Below are 20,579 nucleotides of genomic sequence, written 5' to 3' on the forward strand. Positions count from 1 at the left end.
GAAGCAGCTCACCACCGATCCTCCGAAAGGACGGCATTCCTGCAGGTAGTGACGCCCCAAACAGCGCCTGCTCCAGCGGCACCGGCCAACGCAGTCATCGCGGCGTCTCCCGGCAGGCGGGTTCGTAGTCCACCGGGAGAGCGATGATTTGACACTGCCATTCCGGCTGGCAACGAAGGTGACTCGAGAGTCGCCTGGCTGCCCCCGGGAGGAGCCCCTGCCGATCGCCCGACTGGTCAAACTGATTCGACAATCAGGTGCCAACCATGTCGGCCAATTCCCTACAACGCGCCCGTTCTCTATGATTCGGACGCAGCCCCGAACATCGGACACAATTGGCATCCGCGACATCACTCTCCGTTACCTGCACCTGCGGCCACGACCTTCACATTGCGCACGAGGGGAATCGCAGTGAGTACGGATAATGCCACACGGATCATTCGCAGGACGGTGAGTCAAGCAATCACCAGCATGAGCCGCGACCCTCACGCACCTCCGGCACTCACCGAGAACGCCCATGTGGTCGGCGCGCTGCTCAACGACATCATCACCTGCGTACTTACCGATGACACCTGGCCGGGTCCACTGGTCCTGGTGTCCTTGTGCCGGACGCTACATATCGACCGCACCGGACTCGATGTTCTCGCCCACCATGTACTAAGCGCGTTGATCGCGCAGCACCCCGGTCCCGAAGCTCTGGTACGGGCCGGAGCCACCTTCGCCGCCGCCACCCGCCACCTACCCGACATGGGCAACACCCACCCGCGCAGAGGCAACCACCGCACTACACCCGAGACACTGATCAGCGCCCACCTGCCGATGCCCCCCACCTGGACCTGCAGCGGGTGCGCCCACCACTGGCCGTGTGCCACCAAGCAGAGTCAACTGCTGGTGGAATTCGGCGGCGCACGCGCTGCCCTCGGCATCTACCTCGGCGCCTGTCTCAGCGCCGCACTCTTCGACCTGCCACATGTCGACCGACAGGAACTGCAACACCGCTTTCTCGGTTGGCTCCCACGCAACTACTGGGGCTAGTCAACGCGAGCGGATGAAGATCACGCATCGACCGTGCCTGGCCCCAGGATGGTGTGCGACGAAACACCCGACCGGCACCCCTGAAGTTTGATGGGCCACCTTGGGTCGACCCCCTTACCAGGGCAGTGGCTGACCATCCCCGGCAGAAACAGCCAGTGGCGGCGTCGTCTCGTCGGGGAGGAGAGCTGCCTAGGCAATGCTTGCCGCCCCTCCTCGACTGGACACCCGCCGCCGCCCATGTCGCTGGCTGTCCACCCCGGGCAGACCCTTGCCGCTCCCGGCCAAGTTTCGACGATCAGATCCCCGGAGCCACAACCTCACCAGAAACGTAGGCAGGATCAACCCAATGACCGGCCCAACGGCTCAGGGTCTGTCACTACCCTGCGCCGACGCGTGTTGCCCAGCTAAACGGACGGCGCATCCCGCGGCTCCGACTCGAAGGGTGCAACATCCTCCCCGGTCGCTTGTCGTGGCAAGCCGTTGAAGGGCTCGCCGGTGGAGAGCCGGATGGGTGGCGGATCCGGCCAGGTGGGGTCGGACTCTCGAACCCTCACCACCGTCAGCGCGTCCCAGGGAGCGTGCATGTTCCATGCATCCCGGAGCTCCCGCTCGCGGCGCTCCAGAAGCCGGATCCGATCGTTCACCTCATGTAAATCGCGGTCATGACGGGCCGACAACTCGCCCATCCGGGACTCATAGCTGAGTCGCTGTCGGGCCATCATTTTCTCGATCTCCTCGATCAGGTTGCGAGCAGTCGCAACCTCAAGTGACACGGTCTCCGCCTCGGCCTTCTTGGACTCCGATGTTGACTTGCGCGCCAATGCCCGGTCGACAGAGCGGTTCAGCCGCTTCACCCACACCGTGCCGACGATCCCACCACCGGCCGCGATCACCGCGAGGATGATCGACGGAAGCCACTGCGACCAGTTCACGAGTCCACTCCTGATCCGGAGCGATCAATGCGCCGTAGGGTCGCCAGGTGGACGGCCATGACGATGGCAAGGTGTAGGTACACCCCGTGGGCGTAAATCGCCGGAGCCGCCCCCTGCCGGTCCTGCACGAGCCAGACGACGACCGCCCCACCGAAGGACACGGCGACGAGCAGGTACCAGAACAGCATGAGCAGCAGTCCCGCCTCTGCCCAGCGACTCCTGCTACGCACGGTGCCCCAGGCCAAGGCGACTCCACCAAGCCCGAACAGGGCCCCCAGGCTAATCGGGGCGCCGGGGATCTCCCGCAGCAGCACAAAGGTGGCGCTCTGCTGCTGCGCCTGACCGATCAGAGCGAAACCGGGAGCAATGTAACAGGCCGCGGCGGCGTGCAGATGCAGGAGGTTCAGCCTGTTCCGCTCGGAGCGCTGGGCTTGCGCATCGACACGCCCGACATAGGTTTCGAGCACGTCGAGGACGTGAACCAGTGATCTAGTGGGTGTCTCGCCTGCCGCGTCGAGTTTCGCGCCATCGGGCGGATCTCTCGGTGGCTGAGTCGACGGCGGTGGCGTCTCCCGTCGCATGGCCGACATCGAGCGGATCACCACGAGGACAACAGTCGGCAGAAACAGCGACCGACGCCGCTGACGTGGAACGCGGGTCATTACACACCTCGAATCCAGAACGAACCTCCAGGTCGGAGGCTGCCGGGACCGGCGTGCGATGGCGGCTCCGGTCAAGACCGACCAGTTGCAGCACCACGCTGAGCATTATCTCGACTATAGCCGCATCGATTCGACGAAAGCCCAGCTCAGGGGCATCTTGATCTATATTCAAGCTGCCCGTCGTAGGTCGCTGTCGTGGATGCGACACCGGTGTTCGATCATCATCGCGCCGGCAGCGGCGTCCCCGACTCTGGCGGGCATCGATCCACCGGCGAGCCTCCACCCCGTAGCCGTCGTCGGATTCGCTGCACCGATAGTTGACATCTGAGATGGATTGCCCGGCGGGCGGGCCGGAAGTATGTCGCTGTGCCAACGGCGAACACCTCGACTCCGGGCGTGGAGGCAGCACCGTTGTGGAACGCTGCCCACATGAGAGTCAACCGCAGCGTCGGCATGCCGCGCCGGACCGCGATGACGTGCCGCCTGCCGCGACCATCGGTGCGCCGCATGCCCACCCTGACTTGACCGGGGCGGACGGCGGACATCCGCAGCTGCGGGTGACGGTTCCGTAGTAGTCCGTCGCCCCGTCACCGCAGCCAGCGAAGGACGGACGGCGAGGAGGCTGGGCCTGCCCACTCCGAGCCTTCGGGTGGTGTGGCGGGCGCGGCGTGAAGAAGCCACTCCCATGAACACGCCCGCCGCTCCGACGTACATCACGGTATTTAGTTGCGCCGCGATCTGCGGCTCCCTAGCCGCGAGTCACTCGAGCGGGTGATCACGTGACGACCGCTGGGCCAGCGACTGACCGGCCGGAGTTTGCTGAGGTTCGCGCGCCGAATCAGCCAAAACGCTAGTTCAGGCCCGGTCGAGGGTCACGTCAACCACATCAAAACGATCAAACGACAGATGTAGGGCCGGCCGAGCCTCGACCTTCTCCGCAAACGCGTCCTGGCCACCCCATGATCCGACGCGAAGATCAATCACAGAAATGTGCGCCAGAGTCAGTTTCAGTCGGAACCAGCAATCAGGGCGGCCCGGCTGGTTGCTCGCCGCCGGGTCCCCGACGTATCTGCAAGCTGTTCATCGGCGATCACGCTACCGGCGCCGTTGTGATCAGGTGGCACGGTGTGGGCTCGGACCGGATCGGCCGGGTGAAAGGTGGCGACGTGGCCCGCTACGCGGTGCTTCTCGCAGCGGCTGTCGTCGAAGGTGCAATAGCAACATTGCATGGCCGGTGGTGGTACATGCGCCGCTGTACGGCCATCCCGGTGACACGTAGCGGACAGGCCGCGCCGCCAATCGTGCCTTCCACAGACGGTGGATCCGAGGCTGATCGGGACGATCGGCGACAAGACGCCCCTGATCGACGGTGGTCGTGTCACCAGATCGTCGCGGTGGCGCGGGCTCTGGTCAGCGAACGCGCCACCATCCCGCCAGCGCTGAAGGATTGAGACAACGCCAGCGGGCCGGCGTGAGTGCACGGCGCGCAGCACTGGAACACGGTCGTGCCCCTGTCGGGCAGCTTCCCGGTAGAGGCGCGGACACCGGCGCGTTGCACCGGCCGCCAGGTTTGTGAGCACGGGGATGGGGGACGCAAGGTACCGGGTGAGATCCCACAGGGGGCCGGCGGGTCGCAGCCACCCGCCGCCCCCTGTCCCATCACCCGTGGGGAGCGCCAGGCAAACCGCCGCGGGAGCTGGGCGAGTGATCGCCTACGCAGTCTGGGCCGCGCAGCTCAGACGGCAATTTGCAGGCGTGCTCGCGTCGCTGCGGCGTCCCAACGAGCGCATCGCACTGTTGACCTGTATGTCGATCCGACGTTTGCGTCCGAGTCGGGTGCTGCGGTCAGCTCGCGGTCAATTCGCTTCTCGCCCCTTTTGGCGATATGCGGTCTCCTCTCACTTTGGCTGAGTGTCTTTGAAAGGTGGACATGGCTGGTCTGGGCAAGGCGACCCAAGCGGGGGCAGCCCCATCTGCTCGGCGGCGGACCCATCGACTGCTTGCCGGACAGTCCCTTCCCCTCAACCACTATGCCGGCGCACAGGATGCGCAGGTTGCGGGCGTGAGCCCGCAACCTCTAGGCGACCTCCCGCTCGCCGACCTCGGGGCTGTCCAGAGACCGCGCTTCGAGGCCCCTGAAGAGGGTGCTTCGCCGGCACTCGTGCGGTATCGACTCGAGGAGCCGCCAACCGTGATACCAATACTGAGAAGATAGACGAAGCCGGCAGAAACGGGCGCCCATGTCGACAAGGGCAACGGCCCTGCTGCGAAAATCGAGGCAACCGCAGCGGGCAAGCCTGCTGGAGCTCTTCTTCGACCTGGTGTTCATCTTCGCCCTCAACCGGGTCTCACATCGGCTGTTCGAGGACCTGAGCGAGCGGCGAATGGTCATCGCCGAGGCCGGAGAGACGCTGCTGTTGCTGCTGGCCTTTCTGGTGCTCTGGTTCGTCACAGCGTGGGTAACCGACATCTACGACCCCCACAACCCGCAGATCCAGTTCCTGGTGTACGTGGCCATGCTCGGCGCCTTGATGATGGCGGTCGCGGTGCCGCAGGCGTTCGGCGACGGCAGCCTAGTCTTCGCCGGCGCGTACGTCGCCATTCACCTCGTGCGGGGTCTCGTCATCGTACCTGCACTGCGCGGCCACGAGGCTCAACGCCGAGCGGCGGGGGTGCTCCTGTGGTTCGGGATCACCGCCGTGCCGTGGATCGCCGGAGCGATCCTGCCGGAACCGGCGCGTGGCCTGCTGTGGACGCTGGCGATCACCATCGACTTTGCGGGACTGCTACTTTTCTACCCAGCGCCCTGGACTTTGCCCGCTCCACGTCAGTGGCCCGTCGTGGCTGAGTACATGTCCGAGCGGTACCGGATGTTTTTCATCATCGCCCTCGGCGAGCTGATCCTCACCACAGGCTCCGCCTACAGCGACACGTCCTTCCGTGAAGGCGGAGCCGCAGTAGCCTTCACCGTCTCGTTCACCACCACTGTGCTGCTGTTCCGGGTTTACCTCTTCCGGGCCGGTGAGCTTCTCCCCGAGGCCATCACCGCCGCACCCGAACCCTCTCGCCTCATCCGCGAGGCTTTCCTCGCGCACATACTCATGACGACCGGCATCGTCGTCATCGCCGTCGGCTACGAACTCGTGATCAAGCACCCGTCCGGGCACGCCGACCCCGCCTGGATACTCGTCATCCTCGGCGGACCGATACTATTCCTGGCCGGGCGATCCCTAGCCGAACACTCCGTCTTCAACCGGGTGTCCCGCTCCCGGCTGATCGGCGCGCTCGTGCTCGCCGGCGCCTGCCCAGTTATGATCCACGCGCCGCCGTTGGCCACGGCCGGCACGGCTGTTGTGGTTTTGGCTGGCATCGCTACCGCCGACGCATGGCGCGCCAAGGGACGACCACCCGAACAGCCGTCCCCACCCCCAACCCGCTACGGATCCTGAAGACTGCAGCACCCGGGCGTGTTGGGGCCGTTGACCTGGGGCCGATGACACTGTAAGCAGCGGACGACAACCGGCTACGACCCGCACGAAGGGTCACGATGCGGCCGGCGGCCGCACCGTGACCTGAACCAGCACAACATCCCGGTGCTGCGCGAGCCGAGGTCGGGAAGGTCGGCCACGACGGCGGCCATGTCTCTCTCAAGCGACCCGTCCGGGCCCGGCGCGGCCGGGACGCTCCCGACGGGTCGTCCACCCTTCACTGCCGGCCGGAGATGGTGATCGGCGTGACGAAACGGTCCGAATGGACCCCCTGCGTCTGCGGGGCACTCCACGACGACCCACCACTCACCGTCCACGGCGCTGCTGCTGCCGGACGGCGACGTCCGACAGCTTCCGCCGGCCCGGGTGGCACTGTGGCTGCTCGCCATCGCGATCGACGTCCTCGGCAACACCCGGCTCGGCCTGCGCCACCTCGCCGTACGCTCGGCCGAGCACTGGGCCGACAGGTACAGCCTCGTCATCATCCTCGGACTCGGTGAGGCAGTGATCTCGATGGGTAGCGCGGTGGTGCACACGCCCATCGCGATCCGGATTGTGGTGGCGGGCTTCCTCGGCACCGCCCTTCTGGCGGCACTGTGGTGGGCGTACTTCGGCTGGGACAGCAGCGAGGGGGAACGGGCGCTGGCCGCCGCCGCCCGTACCCGGACCATGCTGGCCCGCGACGCCTACACGTGACCACCTGCCGATGGTGGCCGGGATCGTGCTGGTGTCACTTGGCCTGCGTAAGACTATGTCGGTGCTGGGGAGCCGGGGCGTCTTCGAGTTCGGGTCGCCGCTGTACCCGCTGACACACGCCGCGCTCTTCGGCGGCGTGCTGTCGCCGTGATCATGTACGCGCCGCGGGGTTGAGCGGCGTCACCCCGCGACCCACCACAGCCCACGGTTCTCCCGCCAGCTGGGCCTACTGGCCTCGGCCTGCCTGGCCGTCACCGCATTCGAGGTACGTCGCGGTCACGAGCGGGCTGCCGCCCAGCCGGTGCCGTCGCGGTGACACCTGGGCCGGACAGCATGGGCTTCGATTCCGTCGATGTCATCGACGCGATGTGTGGGTAGCCCCGATTCTTCACACCGATGTCGCCGATCCATCACCTCAACAGCGCGCCGGTGTCGGCCTGCGGGAGTTGGCTGTCGAGCGTCCTACCCACGTTCCGGAAGTGGAGTGAGATCACGTGCCTACCTCTCGTCGTACCTTCCTGGCCGGGGGCACCGCCGCCGGTGTCGGCCTCGCCGTGGCCGGCGCCGTCCCGTCTCTGGCCCAGGCCGATCCGGGTCGGCCGCACCGCCCCGGCGGGTCCGGCCGCGTGCCCTTCCCGCCGCTCGTCGACGACCCCGACGGCATCCTGGCCCTCCCCGCGGGCTTCAGCTACGCCATCGTCACCAGAACCGGCGTCACCCGGCTGGACCGGGGTCAGGGTCTGACCCCGTCCGACCACGACGGCATGGCCGTCTACAACGCCGGCCGTGGCCGCTACACCCTGATCCAGAACCACGAGATCGACCCGGGTGCCGAGTTCGGCGTACCGCACGTCAAGGGCACCGTCTACGATCCGGGCGCCGTCGACGCCGGTGGCTGCACGGTGATCACGACCGACCGCGCCGGCCGCAACCTCGGCGAGTTCGTCGCCATCTCCGGCACCGTCTCCAACTGCGCCGGCGGGCCGACCCCGTGGGGAACGTGGCTGACCTGCGAGGAGACCGAGGATCGGGCCGGAGACCAGTGGGAGGAGGGCGACCGGACCGGTGTCTTCCAGAAGGACCACGGGTACGTCTTCGAGGTCTGGGCCGACGGCACCGCCGATCCCCGGCCGATCAAGTGCCTGGGTCGCTACGCCCACGAGGCACTGGCGATCGACAAGGACCGCACCCACATCTACCTCTCGGAGGACGCTGACGAACCCAACGGGCTCTTCTACCGTTGGACCGCGCCGCGCGGCGTCAAGCTGGGTCCCGGTGTGCTCACCCGCCTCGCCCCGAACGCCGGTGTCCTCGCCGCGATGCAGATCATCATGAATGACGGCTCGGTGCTCCCGGACGTCGCCTACCTGACCTCCGCCCAACTGGGCCGGTCCTTCCCCGTACGGTGGATCGAGGTTCCCGAGCGCGACGCGAGGACCACACCCGTGCGCGAGCAGTTCACCGACGCCCAGGTCACTCGCGGACGCAAGTTCGAGGGCGTGTGGGGCACCGACGAGGGCGTGTACGTCGTCAACTCCTACGCGTGGGAGGACGGTGAACTCCCGGCGGACGCAGCCCCGCACGACGGCATGGTCTGGTTCTACCACTACCGAACCCAGACCATCCAGTTGGTGACCTACTTCCCTCACCAGAGCACAGCGGAGGAGGGCTCGCCGGCCAGGTTCCCCGACCTGACGTTCGACGGACCGGACAACGTGACCGTGACCCCGTGGGGAAGCCTCGTGCTCGCTGAGGACGGCGCCGGCGCCTCCCACGTGCTCGGAGCCTTCCCCGGTGGCCCGGCATTCGCCATCGCCCGCAACCAGCTCAACGACTCGGAGTTCTGCGGCCCGACCTTCACCGACGACGGCAAGGTGCTCTTCGTCAACATGCAGGACCCCGGCCTCACCCTGGCCATCACCGGCCCGTGGAAGGAATACCTACGCTGACGCTGAGGCTGGTCGGGCCCGGCTGGTCTGGGGATGGAGGCAGCCCGCGTCTCCGGCCACGCCAGCACGGGGGTGCCGTCGCGGTCATCCGGACGTTGCCGACGCCGCCCCCGCAGTCCGCACGGTCGCCGCTCTCTCGCGCAGCAGGCATGTCCGGTGGAGCGCACGTATCAGCCGAAGGCTCGTCCGGCTCTCCACCATCACGCGCCTCGAACTCGGTCACTCGGAGCGCTCCGGAGAAGCGGGACGCCTACAACTCGCTGCCCCGCCACTGTCACTGATGCCGGTCGAACACCTCACACCCGCAATCGAGGACCGCGCGCTGGAAGTGCAGATGCTGCTCGCCGACCGCGGCCAGCACCGCGCCCCGTCAATCCACGACCTGCTGATCGCAGCGACCGCCGAAAAGACCGGACTAACCGTCCTGGCCGTCGACAAAGACTTCGACCTCATCGCCGCACTCACTGGCCAGCCGATCGGAACCCTGCCAGGCTGAGCATCGAGGATTACCTCATCTTCCGGATATCGATGTCTCCATCAGACCTGGGACGGGACACACCGACATACCGACACAGCGCTCCCCGTGCCACCAACCCGCTCGCGTCTATACGTCGCTGGTAGACGGCTACGGAGATTCGCGTAGAGCGTTCTCGCCCATCAAGGCTTTTATGTCGATATGGTCGTTTTGCCTTCTCGACCGTCGAGAGGGAACTGAAACGATCAGGGGCGAGAACGTGAGAAGAATCCGGCGAATCTCTGCCACCGGCGCGATTGCGATCGCCGTCAGCGCTGTGGCGCTGTCCAGCGCGCCTCCGGCGTTCGCGGCGCCCGGCGACGCGAGTGCCCGCGGTGTCGTGGTCGACCTGTCCGCAGCCGTGGCCGGCGTTCCGATCATCACCGCCGACGCGGTCATCGGCAGCGCCACCGCACCGCCCGGCGGCGGCACGGACACCGACACCGCCCTGGCGATCACCATTCCCGGCGCTTTGGGGGTGACCGCTGCCGGCACGGTGGTCGAGGTCAGCGCCACCCGGGGTGAGACCGCCTCGTCGGCGAATGCCGAGATCGCCGATCTAGCCCTGGCCGTCCTCGGCACCCCGGTCATCGACGCCGAGGTCATCTCCGCGGCGGTCGCCTGCCCGCAGACCGGCGCGCAGACCGCGGACACCACCTTCACCGGGCTGGAACTGTTCGGCGAGCCGATCGAACTGCTGCCCAACACCCCCGGCGTCACCGCCAGCGCTGCGGTCACGGTCGTGGGACTGACCGGAGCGGCCTTGAACGCGACCCTGACCAACGTCGAGACCGTCACCGACGACGGTGCGATCGCCATCGCCGTGCAAGCGACCCTACGGCTGACCGGCACTGTGGTCGGCGGGCCGCTGCTGGACATCCCGGTCGGCACCGTCATCCTCGCCGAAGCGCGCTGCGAACGCCCGCTCGGCCCCTCACCCACCCCCACGCCGACCGTGACGCCCACTCAACCGACGCCGGCGCCCACTCAGCCGACCGCGCCCCCGACCCAACCGACCCAACCGACCCAGCCGCCCACCACCAGCCCTGACCCCATCCTCCCGGTGACCGGCGACGACACGACCACGCTGTGGTGGCTGCTCGGCATCGGCGCCGTGATGGTGACCGCCGGTGGCGCCGGCATGCTGATCACCCGCCGCAACAGCCCAACACTCGACGCCTGACCAACGCAGCTGCAACTTGTGAAACTGACAGGGGTTTCCGGCGATCACGCCGGAGACCCCTGTCGGGCCAGGCTCCGGATCATCCCGGACCTTGAGGCTGTCGCGTCTTTCGATTCAGGAGTCCCGCGACCACGGCGTAACGCGGCTGCGGCGGCCAACGCTTCCTTGATGAGATGAGCGAGCATCGTCGCGCGCTGGTGGACGCCAAAAGCCTCGATGCGATTCTTGATCGCGAGCCGAACAGATACGCGGCCGAAGCGCCAGGGATCGCGGCGTTGATCGATGCCGTGACGAAGGAGGCGCCGCTCAATGCCGAACGGGAAGAAGTCGCCGTAGGCGCCTTCCGCGCGGCTGTCCGAACCGCCACGGCCGCCGACGATGCGCAGAGCGGGTAGGTGACCGCGCCGCATCACGCCCTTGTAGGACCAGCGCGGCTAGTTGGCATTGACGTCACCTTCCGGCGCTGCTCGCGCCCGAAGCAAGAGGGTTGTCAGCTCGGCAGCCCTCGGCGGTGCTCAGCTCTAGGTAAGCCGGGCGCCCGCGCGTCGGGTTGGTACGTTGCCGCGCCGCAAGCCTTGCGACCCGCACGCCGCGATAGGCTGGAGACCGCCGCATGCTGAACACCTACGGCATGCAATCTCCAGCATCGACCGGTCTCGTTCGATTCATTCGGCGGCCCGCCCGCTGCTCCGACACACGGACGGCCCGGCACCAGCGTCAGGAATGCCACCAGATGTCGACAATGAATGAGGCTCGTCGTTTCCGCCGCGGCCAAGCCATTCGGTGTAAATGGCGGGCTAGGACGCTTGCGGTGGTTTCGACAACGACGGCGGCGGTAGTCATGCTGCTTTGGCCCCCCAGCGTGCGAATCATTGCGCTGTTAGGCGTGAGCCTGATCGCAGTTGAAATCGGCACCAAGCTGAGAGCTGTCTTTACGCAGGCGGCCGTCGTCGCGCCGGACAGCGTTGACTACCGGCTCGCCGGTGGCCAGCACCGCGTCGTCCAACCAGTCAGGATATTCGCCTGCCCGTCCGGCGAGGGCGCTCCAGAGCGTGCCCGACGAGCCACGGTGGGCACGTCTGGACCCCTGCCGCGGAGGCGCAGACGCCGTTTCAGCGCCTACTAGTGTTCCGCTCGTCGACCCAGTTGGCATCGGGCGCGGAGCCGATTGCGTGGTAGCGGTGTCGTGCCTGCTTCGCCCGGCCGGTCAGGTAGGTGGCGGCGGCGTCCACCCACGGCGTGGGAGCGAATTCGAACCGGTCAAGCGCGGCGCTGCTTCCCGCTGCCGCCAGGACTTTCGCCAGGTGGATGCCGGCCTCGGCGGGGTGGACGGCGGGGCGAGGTAGGGCGAGAAGGTCACCTATGGGGTCGGCGGCGAGCTGGGGGCGTATGGAGAGTCGGCAGCAGTGGGCTGCGAAGATCTTGAAGACGGCTCCGCTGCGCTCGGCTGCGTCGACGGCGGCCTCGGAGTCGGCGACGGCAGCTGCGTGGTTGCCGCCGCGGGCGTGCAGCAGGGCCCGTACGCGCAGGATGTCGGAGTCCAGTTGGTGCCCTCGGGGCACGAACGAGGCCAGGTCGCCGTCGAGTGCGGTGAGGTCTCCGTCCCAGTATCGGTGGATCAGCCGGAGCGCGGCGAGCCACGCGTTGTCGCTTTCGGTGCGCCGGGGGTCGGCGGCGTCGGCCGCCTCGCGCAAGAGGCGTTGCGCGGTGCGCAGGTCGCCGAAGGCCCAGTGGTACGAGATGGTGTTGAAGGTGAACGACAGCGGCACGGGTAGGTCGTGGCGGCGGGCCAGGGTTTCGGCGGCCTGGAGATCCTGGAGGGCTCCGCGGTTACCAGCGTGAATTCCCACGATGCCACGGTGGGCGAGGACCGTCGGCTGGGGGTCATTGTCCTGATCGTGTTGCTGGTGGGCGGCTTCGGCGGCGGAGGTGGCCAGGGCGGTGTCGCCGCCGATGGCCAGCAGCGCCGACCCGACCGACAGGACCCGCAGCGTCGACGCGGTGGGCGGCTGTGCCATTGTCTGGCTGACGGCGTGGCGGATCTGCCGCAGGGCGGCGCGGCCCTGCCCTCTAGCCCAGGCGAGCCATCCCAGGACGAGTTCGGCTTTGGCGGCAGCGGCGGGATCGCCGTGGCGGACGAGCAGGTGGCATGCCTCGCGCAGCACAGCCTCTCCGCCGGTGCCGTGGTGGTAGAGGGATTCCCCCAGATCCAGCAGGACTCGGGCGCGCAGCGGGCTGTTCTCCGGGGCCAGCGTGGCGGCGTACCGGAGGCGTTGCATCGCGGTGGAGTGGTCCCCACGGGTCAGGGCGAAGGCTCCTGCCGCGCGGATCGCCTCCGCCGCCCGGCTGCGGAGCTGGTCGTCGATCTGGTCGCCGGAGGCTCGGACGGCCTGCTCGAAGTGGTGGGCGATCTCGCCGAGGGTCGCACCTCGGCCGTGTGGGAGGGCGTCCCACCATTGCGCGGCCACGTGGTGGCCAGCGGCGCGGAGGCGGTCGTCGAGTGCGAGGTAGCCGACCTGACGCAGGGCGGCATGGGTGAAGCAGAATTCCTCCTCGCCGGCGATCGTCGAGTGCCACCGGCGGCGCAGGAAGCCGAGACGACACAGCAGGCGCATCGTGGTCTGTGGATGCGGGGTGTCGTGGTGGCCCGGTTCGATGGACTGCGCCATGGCCTGAACCGCGCCGGTCCACACAGTGTCGCCGAGGATCGCCGCCATTCGTAGCATCGTGGTCTCGACGCCCGACAGCGTTGCCCAGCGGGCTCTGATGACGTCCTCGAGCGCGGACGGCAGTGCGGTCGCGTCATCGTCGTTGGACGCGGTGGTGTGGATGAGTTGCTCCAGGAAGAGCGGGTTGCCGCCTGCCTGGCGTAGGACCCGGACGGTCTTCTGCTCCGCGGTGCTCGGGCCGAGGTGGGAGATGATCTGGCGGGCCGCGGGCTCGTCGAGGCCGGCGAGTGTGATGGACGTGGCGTTCGCGCTGTCCGCAGCCCACGCCGGCCGGGTCACGACCAGGTCGGGTCTGCTGGTGCACAGAAGCAGCAGGGGGCGGTCGATGACGGCGAACGCCAGGTCCTCGAGGAAGTCGAGCAGTTCGGGTCTGGCCCAGTGGATGTCCTCGACGACCAGGAGGGCAGGGCGTTCCGCGCGGGCTCGAAGGATCTGCCGCCAGGTCTGGCTCACGTCGCGGCCGTCGACGCGGCCACTGTTCTCGCCAATGTCCAGTGCATCGGTGAAAACCGAAGACACCCGGGCTCCCCAGGCGCTGGCGAAATAGCGGCGGGCCTTGGCGGCGGCCGCCTCGGCGGCGTCGGACACAAGGATTCCGGATTCGGCGGCGAACATCTCGGCCAGCGGCGCGAACGCACTGGCCGGGGGTTCGGGGCGGCATCTGGCCGTCCACACGGTCTCCACGCCGGGCGGCAGATCGGCGAGCAGTTCGCTGATCAGCCGGGATTTGCCGATGCCCGGCTCGCCGAGGACGGTGACGAGGTGCCCGGTGCCGCTGTCGACCACCCGTTGCATGGTGCCCACCAGCAGGGCGAGTTCGGTTCGCCGGCCCACGAAGCCCGACGCGGACCCTGCGCGCGGGCGCGCAGCACCGGCGAGGCGACCGGGATCGTCGCTGGTCTCCAGCAGTGACTGGTGGATGCCGCGTAACCACGTGCCCGGCTCGGTGCCCAGTTCGTCGCGGACGGCGGCGCGGAAGCGCGCGTAGGACGCCAGCGCCTCGGCGTGGCGACCGCATCGCTGCAGGGCCAGCAACAGCAGGCCCTGGGTCCGCTCGCGCAGCGGGTCGGCCTTGGCGGCGGTCTCCACCTCGGAGATGACCTCAATGTGGTGTCCCAGCCGCAGGCCCCACTCCCACATGAGCTCGTGGGCCATCCGCCGCTGCTCCTCGAGCACGGCGACCTCGGTGAGTCCCTGGAGCGCGGGCATGCCCTCGAGGACCGGCCCGCGCCAGAGGCCGGTGGCCACCCGCAGAACACGGACCGCGGTGGGTAGGTCGCCCCGGGCGGCATGCCCGCGGGCGAGTGGCAGCATCGAGGCGAAGGTGTCCGCGTCGAGCCGACCGGCTGGTAGGACGAGGCGGTATCCCGCCAGTGCGCTGTCCCAGCGCAGGTCGATCCCCTGGCTGGATCCCGCGCCCGCCGCGTCCACCAACAGCCGCTTGCGTAGCTCGTGGACCCGCTGGTGCAGGGAGTGTCGGGCTCGCATGGCCGGTTTCCCGGGCCACACGGTCTCCGTCAACCGCTCGACGGAGGTCGGGCGGGGATGGTGCAACGCGAGGCAGCCGAGCACCGCACGCTGGTGGCGACCGCTAAGGGCTATGGACTTGCCGCCGCAGAGCACTTCCAGGGGACCGAGAATCCGCACCTCGACGCCGTCAGCCTGTACTACGGAGCCGAGAGACCTCTCGCCGGACACAACCCCATCCTCCCCCGCCCACCTGTGCATGCGCGAGGCGAGAGGTCCGCAATCTTCTCACGCATCCAGACCGGGCCACGCCACCGTCGCAGACCTCGCGCTCGCCAGGCGACGACGGCCACAGCGGCACACCGTGAGCGCGTCGTGAGTGGGCTACGCGACGCTCACCGCGATCGCGCCGACGCGGGCAGCACCCCGCAGCTGACGTGCCTTGCTGTACCGACGGCACCTCGACAGCTGCTGCTCAACCGCTCTCGCCGAGGCGACGTGTGCTCACGACAAGGAGACCTGATGGCAAGAACTGTCCAACGCGCGATCGCGACGGCCGCCGTGGCTGCGGTGCTGGGCGTGCTGGTCGGCGTACCCGCTCACGCCGCTCGCGCTCCCCGGCAGCCCACCTTCACCGCCGTGGCGCAGCACCAGCAGACCCTCCTGGGCATTCCCACCCGCACCATCACGGTCGGCTCCGCCGACATCGCCCTGTCCATGCGCGAGGCGAACGGTGCGCCCTTCGTGGCGGCACGGACCATCTCCGCTACCGGCTCCTCCGGTTGGTCGGTGCGCGGCGAAGCGCGCACCGACTGCGCCAACAACCTCACCCGGGACAACGGAGTCCCGTTCTCCCGGTGCGTGGTCCGGCTCAACCTCGAACGCCCCGGCAACTGGAACGTCTCGGCCTCCGGCACGGTACGCGGGGTGCAGTTCCAGATCGGGTACACCCGCAGCACCGGATACTCCTACGCCAACTACCGCCTCAGCTACGACATCGAACTCGCCGATCACGGCTACACCGTCTTTACCCCCACCGGCCGGGTCGTGCCGATCAGCGCCAACGGTGTGTCCAGCGTGTCCCGCTTCACCGCCCTGCGGGAGAGCGACCCGCTGGTGGGTCAGTACACCGCCAGCGCCACCACCAAGGCGACCGTCGGCACCAACGGCGCCATTCGCGTGATCGCCGACCGCTCCGCGATGGGATACCGCAAGAATCAGCAGGTCGTCCGCAACATCAAGTACCTGCGTCAGGACACTCGGGCCAAGACCTACACCTACAGCGGTGAGGTGCTCGCGTACTGCCCCTCCGGATTCCGGTGGATCCCCGTCAACACCTACTTCACCCTGCACACCGGTAGCAGCACGAAATTGGCGGTCTACGCCACCAAGCCCACCGGCAGCAACAGCGCACCCTGCGTCGGCTTCCTGGATCTGTACAAGTAGCCACCGTCGGGCAGCCGTCCGAGCGGGCCCGGCCCAGCAACGATGCCGTCAGGCTGCCGAGAAATCTTCGCCCTCCGCGCGCCGCGCGCCGCGGGATGTGGAGAGATGTCAACGAAAGGTTTAGCTCATGTCGAGAATCAAGCTCCCCACAGCGATGATCATTGCTGCGGTCGCGGTCGGCTCAGGCATCGTCGCCAACCCCGCTGCCGCCGCACCCATCATCTACTGGCAGGTCGAGAAGGTCCGCACCCAGGTCGGTGTGACACAGGGGGCCGAGGAACTGCTCTACCGGGTCAGGCCGGTGGGACAGCGAACCCAGCCCCAGCCGGTGGTACGCACCATCGTCAGCGAATGGCGCACCGAGGACTCCACATCCGCCACCGGTGTCGTCGACTGGGCGGTCGGCGTCGACGGCGAGGCCGGCGCGCTGGCCGAGGTGGGTGTCTCCCGCAACGTCCGCGTGGGGGAGAACCAGGGTGTCGGCGGTCGGGCGGAACTGTCGGGATCGCTGTCCACCACCGTGTCACGCTCCTCCACCCGCGGAGCGACCTCCACCTTCTCCTTCTCGGTCAACGGCCCGACGCTCGAGGCGCGACGGGGGTTCCACATCTTCGGCTACACCGTCGGGAACCGACACCACCTCAAGGCACGGCGTTGCACCGCGGTGCCCGGTGGAGGCACCGGCAACGACCTCTGCGGCGGGTGGCGCACGACGACCCTCTACCAGCCCACCGGCATCGGCCTGCGCTTTCAGGGACTGGGCTGGAGCGACACCCACTTCTCAGCGAAGAAATGCTGCCAGGGTGATCCGCAACCGAAATGGATCACCAACCGCGATCCCCGGTTGGTCGGCGCACAGGTATGCCCCACCGTGACCGGCGTCGCCCTCGACGTGAAGACATCCCGGTACAGCTTCACCTGCGCCTTCGCCGCCGGCGAGATCACCGGCACGTTCTCGATGACCTCGGTCAAGGACAACACCTACCCCTACGACGTCGACAGCTTCGTCGCCGAGCTCCGCGGCAACGTCACCGGCAAGATCCGCGTCGTACGGGAGCCGTACCGCGGCAACGCAACCGTTCGCCACCTCACCATGACCTCGATCGGAGCGGTCACCGCACGGTCCTGGTGGAGCGGCAACCGGGGCACCTTCAAGATCACGGCTTGGGAAGGCAGCTGAATCGAGGGCGGCTGGTGGACGTCGTCCACCAGCCGCCCTCCCGGCACCGCCGATCCGTCCACGCACGCCGCGGCAGCCCAAGTAGACAATGATCGGCCGAGACTCAGTGATGCGGCGGATAGCCGGGCGCGGCAACCGCCGGCCGGGAACGTTCACGCCTCCCTGATCGGAGGCTGCTGGTGGACGCCGTGAGAGCTGCCCCTCGGTTCGGCCACACCGTCTGGGGTCCCGTCTAGGCGCGGATCGGTGCCCGCAGAGCGCGATCGGACGGGCGGCCAGCAGGGCTTGCGGTGAGCAACGCGATTCTGGGGTGGCCGCTCACCACCCGCTTGGTGCCCACTGCTGTACGGACCGGGCGGCGATGTCAACGACGGCAGGCGAGCGTTACCCGCCGTAAGGAGCATGGGGCGGGTTGTGCAGATCCGGCGTCGAGCCCACCTGCGACGGCTTCGAGCGGACGCCGTCAGCTCAGGTTGGCGAAGGTTTCGACCTGCCGCGTCTTGCCGGCCACGATGAGGATGTCGCCCGCGTAGATCGTGGTGTCGGCGGCCGCGTAGGTGAAGTCTTCCCCGGGACATTTGATGGACGCCGCCGACGCCGACGCTGAGCGGAGTTCTCGGAAAGTTCACGCCCCGGGAGAGTGGCAAGCCCTCGACCCGGACGGCGGGGAGCACTGCGTGAACACTGCGGCCGCACCTGCCCGAAGGCCTCCGGTACGGGGGAGCCAGCTTTCACCCACACCCCAACCACACTGCTGTTGCGAGCGTGGGTGTCGGTTGCGGCGTCGGGGACTCAGCCGGCACGTAGTCGGTCGGCGAGGTCGCAGACCGCATCGACGTACCGGTCGTCGGTCACACACGGCCGATGACCCCGGACCGGGGGCCACACCGTGTCGTGTCCCCGGGCGTCGAGATCTTGCGGATCTCGCAGCCTGCGATCCACCGTCGATGGCCGTCGTGACGCACCGTCGTGCGAACCATTCAACGTGAAGATCCAGCCACCGATCGGGTCGGTGTCGCGCCACAGGTTCAGCCACCGCCAGCCGATCCGGTTGCCGACCTCGTGCAGGACGTCCGCGCCCGCGTACGCGGGAAACAGCGTGCTGTAGAACCGCCTGAGCGGGGAGCCGTGGGTCACCAGAGCGATCCGCGGTAACACGTGCGATTCGAGTTGCAGGATGCTCGCCACGGCGAGCACCGACCCATGACTGTGCGCCGCGATCAGCACACGATGTCCCTGCTCCACGAGCAGGGTCACCCGGCGCGCGAGTTCGGGCACGGCCCGCTCGGCATAACAGGGTGGAGCGAAGGGCTGTGCGACGCGCGGCCAGAACATCCCCAGATCCCAGAGCATGCCAATGTACCGGCGGAACGCCAGCGTCTGGTACGCGAACAGCCCCCCGATCAGCAAGCCGACGAAGAGCAGCGCCATCAGGTAGCTGCCGAACTGTGTGCCAGCGCTGACGAAGTCGGTCGGCAGGTGCGCCAAGTCCTGGGCGGCCACGGCCGGCTGCAACTCCACCAGGGCCAGGGCGGTGAAGCCCAGACTCAGTATCGCGACACAGAGGTACGTCATCGCGAGTGTGCTGATCCGCTCGGTGAACTGTGCCCGGGCGATCGCGTCACGCACCATGTCTCGCCGTCGGGCGGTCTGCTCATCGACCGACGGGAAGTCCCAGGCGACGATGCTGTCCGCTTCCCGCCTCCGCTGGCGGTGGGAGATCAGCACCACGACCGCGCCGGTTACCAGGGCTCCGAGAATCGAGACGAAGAAGCCGAACATCGTCCACTTGTAGGGCAGCACCGGGCTGGTGGGCAGCATATCGGGGGTGGGCATGTCCCGGTCAAGATAGTCCGAGACCCGGTAGTTGAACTCGGTGGCGAAGCAGACCGCCAGTCCCACGGCTAGCCCCGCGAACAGGGGCGCGCCCAGGCCGCTGATCGTCGTCTGTCGACCCGGTTGTCGGTCACGGCCGACCAGGGCTGCGATCCCGACCAGCGCCAACAGGGCACCCTGCGCCACGAAAACCACGACGACCGCTTCCGCGTATCCCGGCAGCCCCGCCGCGGCGGGCCACCCGGTGCGCCCGAACGCGGCCAGGCCGAGGACGACGGCTGTCACCCCGGCGCTGGCCGCCAGCAGAGCGCCGGCCACGGCGCCGACCGCGGCGGCGCCGGTCGGGTCGTCGACCCCGCGTGGCAGGCAGAGCAGCAGCACACAGCCCACCACGATGGTCAAAGTTCCGACGACGAGCAGGATGTCGAGGACGCCGTGGCCAACGGCCGACCACGACGGCGCCAGGAGGCTGAGGTCGAGCACCGCAAGACCCGCCGCCATGTGGATGGTGCGAAGTTGATCCACTCCGGATGAGGCGTGGCGGGTACCGATCGCGCCGAGTGCCGTGTCGGTCGCCTGATCCGGTGGCGGGATGAAAGTCCCGTACCAGTGTCCGCATCGCGAGCCGGCCAGCCACAGAGCCCAGATCGCGGCGACAGGTACCAGTGCCAGCAGCGCCACGCGCAGCCCGACCGGTTGACCAACCAGCCAGGACAACCAGGTACGGCCGCTCAGGCAGCCGCTTCGGGACATGCATTTGTAGGCGAGAAGGTCCAGTGCCACGCCGACGAAGGAGAGCACGTACAGCGCCGTGAGGCTCAGACCAAGCAGGCGGCAGCCGATCCAGACGATGGCGCCACTGATCCGGGCCTTCGGCCGCATCCACGCCGCCGCGTTGCACAGCATGAACGGCAGCAGGAACAACAGTGAGAGCGTCCTTGCCGCGGCCCCGCTCGGTAGCTCGCTCCACCGGTACGTTTCCAGCAGCACGCCACAGGCGCCTCGGGAGTCGCCGTAGCCGGTACGCGGACGGTAGAAGCCGCCCTTTTTGTCGCCCGCGACCAGGTGCACATGAGGTCGATCGAGAATGGCGTCCGCCTCTGCCCCCGATACCCCGTGCACCCGCAGCTCGATGACATCCCCATCACCACCGGGCGGCTGCCGAGGCGACCGCGACCGGCAGCGGTGCGGCGAATCATCCGGCATCTTGACCTCTCACCTGGGGATGGACCGCGGACGGGAATCACCCGCCTACCCGATCGGAGACCCAACACTCGTCGAGCTGCAACCAGGTGTCCGGGCACCTGCATCAGCAGAGTTCCTGGTGGTGGCGATCCCGAACCCGCTGCGGGGGGGGTCGCCGCCTACACGCATGTGTCGGCGCCACAGTCACCAGGACGACGGCAGGGCGATCATGCCGGTCGGGCACTCCTACGGCTGGTCGGTAAGTGCGTGGCCGGGA

Annotated in this window: 15 protein-coding genes; 10 read left to right on the forward strand and 5 right to left on the reverse strand. The window is 68.1% G+C overall.

The annotated features are described in order from the left end of the window. Window positions 1–471 precede the first annotated feature (471 nt). A complete protein-coding gene (locus D7223_RS33815; protein WP_238162308.1) occupies window positions 472–1,035 on the forward strand; it encodes a hypothetical protein in 564 nt (187 codons plus the stop codon). A 404-nt stretch (window positions 1,036–1,439) separates the two neighbouring features. On the opposite strand, the gene D7223_RS31385 is transcribed toward D7223_RS33815, so the two are convergent. Next, window positions 1,440–1,967 carry a hypothetical protein gene (locus D7223_RS31385; protein ID WP_120733149.1) on the reverse strand — a complete coding sequence of 176 codons (528 nt, stop codon included), beginning with the start codon at window positions 1,965–1,967 and terminating at the stop codon, window positions 1,440–1,442. Continuing rightward, the gene (locus tag D7223_RS31390) at window positions 1,964–2,629 is read right to left on the reverse strand and encodes a hypothetical protein (RefSeq protein ID WP_147252659.1); all 666 of its coding nucleotides are present in this window, start codon (window positions 2,627–2,629) and stop codon (window positions 1,964–1,966) included. The genes D7223_RS31385 and D7223_RS31390 overlap by 4 nt, the downstream gene beginning before the upstream one ends. 2,240 nt (window positions 2,630–4,869) lie before the next feature. Between D7223_RS31390 and D7223_RS31400 the strand changes: the two genes are divergently transcribed. The 7 genes from D7223_RS31400 (at window position 4,870) to D7223_RS31425 (ending at window position 10,854) form a co-directional block, all read left to right on the forward strand. Beyond that, window positions 4,870–6,078 carry a low temperature requirement protein A gene (locus D7223_RS31400; RefSeq protein ID WP_120733155.1) on the forward strand — a complete coding sequence of 403 codons (1,209 nt, stop codon included), beginning with the start codon at window positions 4,870–4,872 and terminating at the stop codon, window positions 6,076–6,078. A 405-nt stretch (window positions 6,079–6,483) separates the two neighbouring features. After that, a complete protein-coding gene (locus D7223_RS31405; protein WP_158610954.1) occupies window positions 6,484–6,813 on the forward strand; it encodes a low temperature requirement protein A in 330 nt (109 codons plus the stop codon). 10 nt (window positions 6,814–6,823) lie between these two features. Continuing rightward, complete coding sequence (locus D7223_RS32915; RefSeq protein WP_158610955.1) at window positions 6,824–6,964, forward strand: hypothetical protein; 141 nt, start codon at window positions 6,824–6,826, stop codon at window positions 6,962–6,964. A gap of 343 nt (window positions 6,965–7,307) precedes the next feature. After that, window positions 7,308–8,762 (forward strand): alkaline phosphatase PhoX, encoded by a 1,455-nt coding sequence (locus D7223_RS31410; protein ID WP_120733160.1) that lies wholly within the window; start codon window positions 7,308–7,310, stop codon window positions 8,760–8,762. Window positions 8,763–8,784: 22 nt separating this feature from the next. Then, window positions 8,785–9,258, forward strand: coding sequence for a PIN domain-containing protein (locus D7223_RS34170; RefSeq protein ID WP_337589468.1), 474 nt, complete (start codon window positions 8,785–8,787; stop codon window positions 9,256–9,258). A 295-nt stretch (window positions 9,259–9,553) separates the two neighbouring features. Beyond that, window positions 9,554–10,459, forward strand: a complete 906-nt coding sequence (locus tag D7223_RS31420) for a hypothetical protein (protein ID WP_120733162.1) — start codon at window positions 9,554–9,556, stop codon at window positions 10,457–10,459. Window positions 10,460–10,632: 173 nt separating this feature from the next. Beyond that, on the forward strand, window positions 10,633–10,854 hold the full coding sequence (locus D7223_RS31425; RefSeq protein ID WP_120733164.1) for a hypothetical protein: 222 nt from the start codon (window positions 10,633–10,635) through the stop codon (window positions 10,852–10,854). A 485-nt stretch (window positions 10,855–11,339) separates the two neighbouring features. On the opposite strand, the gene D7223_RS34065 is transcribed toward D7223_RS31425, so the two are convergent. Further along, window positions 11,340–11,465 (reverse strand): hypothetical protein, encoded by a 126-nt coding sequence (locus tag D7223_RS34065; RefSeq protein ID WP_272948780.1) that lies wholly within the window; start codon window positions 11,463–11,465, stop codon window positions 11,340–11,342. A gap of 106 nt (window positions 11,466–11,571) precedes the next feature. After that, window positions 11,572–14,676 carry an ATP-binding protein gene (locus D7223_RS31430; protein ID WP_158610956.1) on the reverse strand — a complete coding sequence of 1,035 codons (3,105 nt, stop codon included), beginning with the start codon at window positions 14,674–14,676 and terminating at the stop codon, window positions 11,572–11,574. A 501-nt stretch (window positions 14,677–15,177) separates the two neighbouring features. Between D7223_RS31430 and D7223_RS31435 the strand changes: the two genes are divergently transcribed. Together D7223_RS31435 and D7223_RS31440 are read left to right on the forward strand one after the other, a co-directional pair. Further along, on the forward strand, window positions 15,178–16,101 hold the full coding sequence (locus D7223_RS31435) for a hypothetical protein (protein ID WP_147252658.1): 924 nt from the start codon (window positions 15,178–15,180) through the stop codon (window positions 16,099–16,101). Window positions 16,102–16,228: 127 nt separating this feature from the next. Continuing rightward, complete coding sequence (locus D7223_RS31440) at window positions 16,229–17,281, forward strand: hypothetical protein (RefSeq protein WP_147252657.1); 1,053 nt, start codon at window positions 16,229–16,231, stop codon at window positions 17,279–17,281. A 792-nt stretch (window positions 17,282–18,073) separates the two neighbouring features. Here the strand turns inward: D7223_RS31440 and D7223_RS31445 are convergent. Next, the gene (locus D7223_RS31445) at window positions 18,074–20,323 is read right to left on the reverse strand and encodes a hypothetical protein (protein WP_147252656.1); all 2,250 of its coding nucleotides are present in this window, start codon (window positions 20,321–20,323) and stop codon (window positions 18,074–18,076) included. Window positions 20,324–20,579: the final 256 nt, after the last annotated feature.

It is taken from the genome of Micromonospora endolithica (genome assembly GCF_003626595.1).
Lineage (GTDB): Bacteria > Actinomycetota > Actinomycetes > Mycobacteriales > Micromonosporaceae > Micromonospora > Micromonospora endolithica.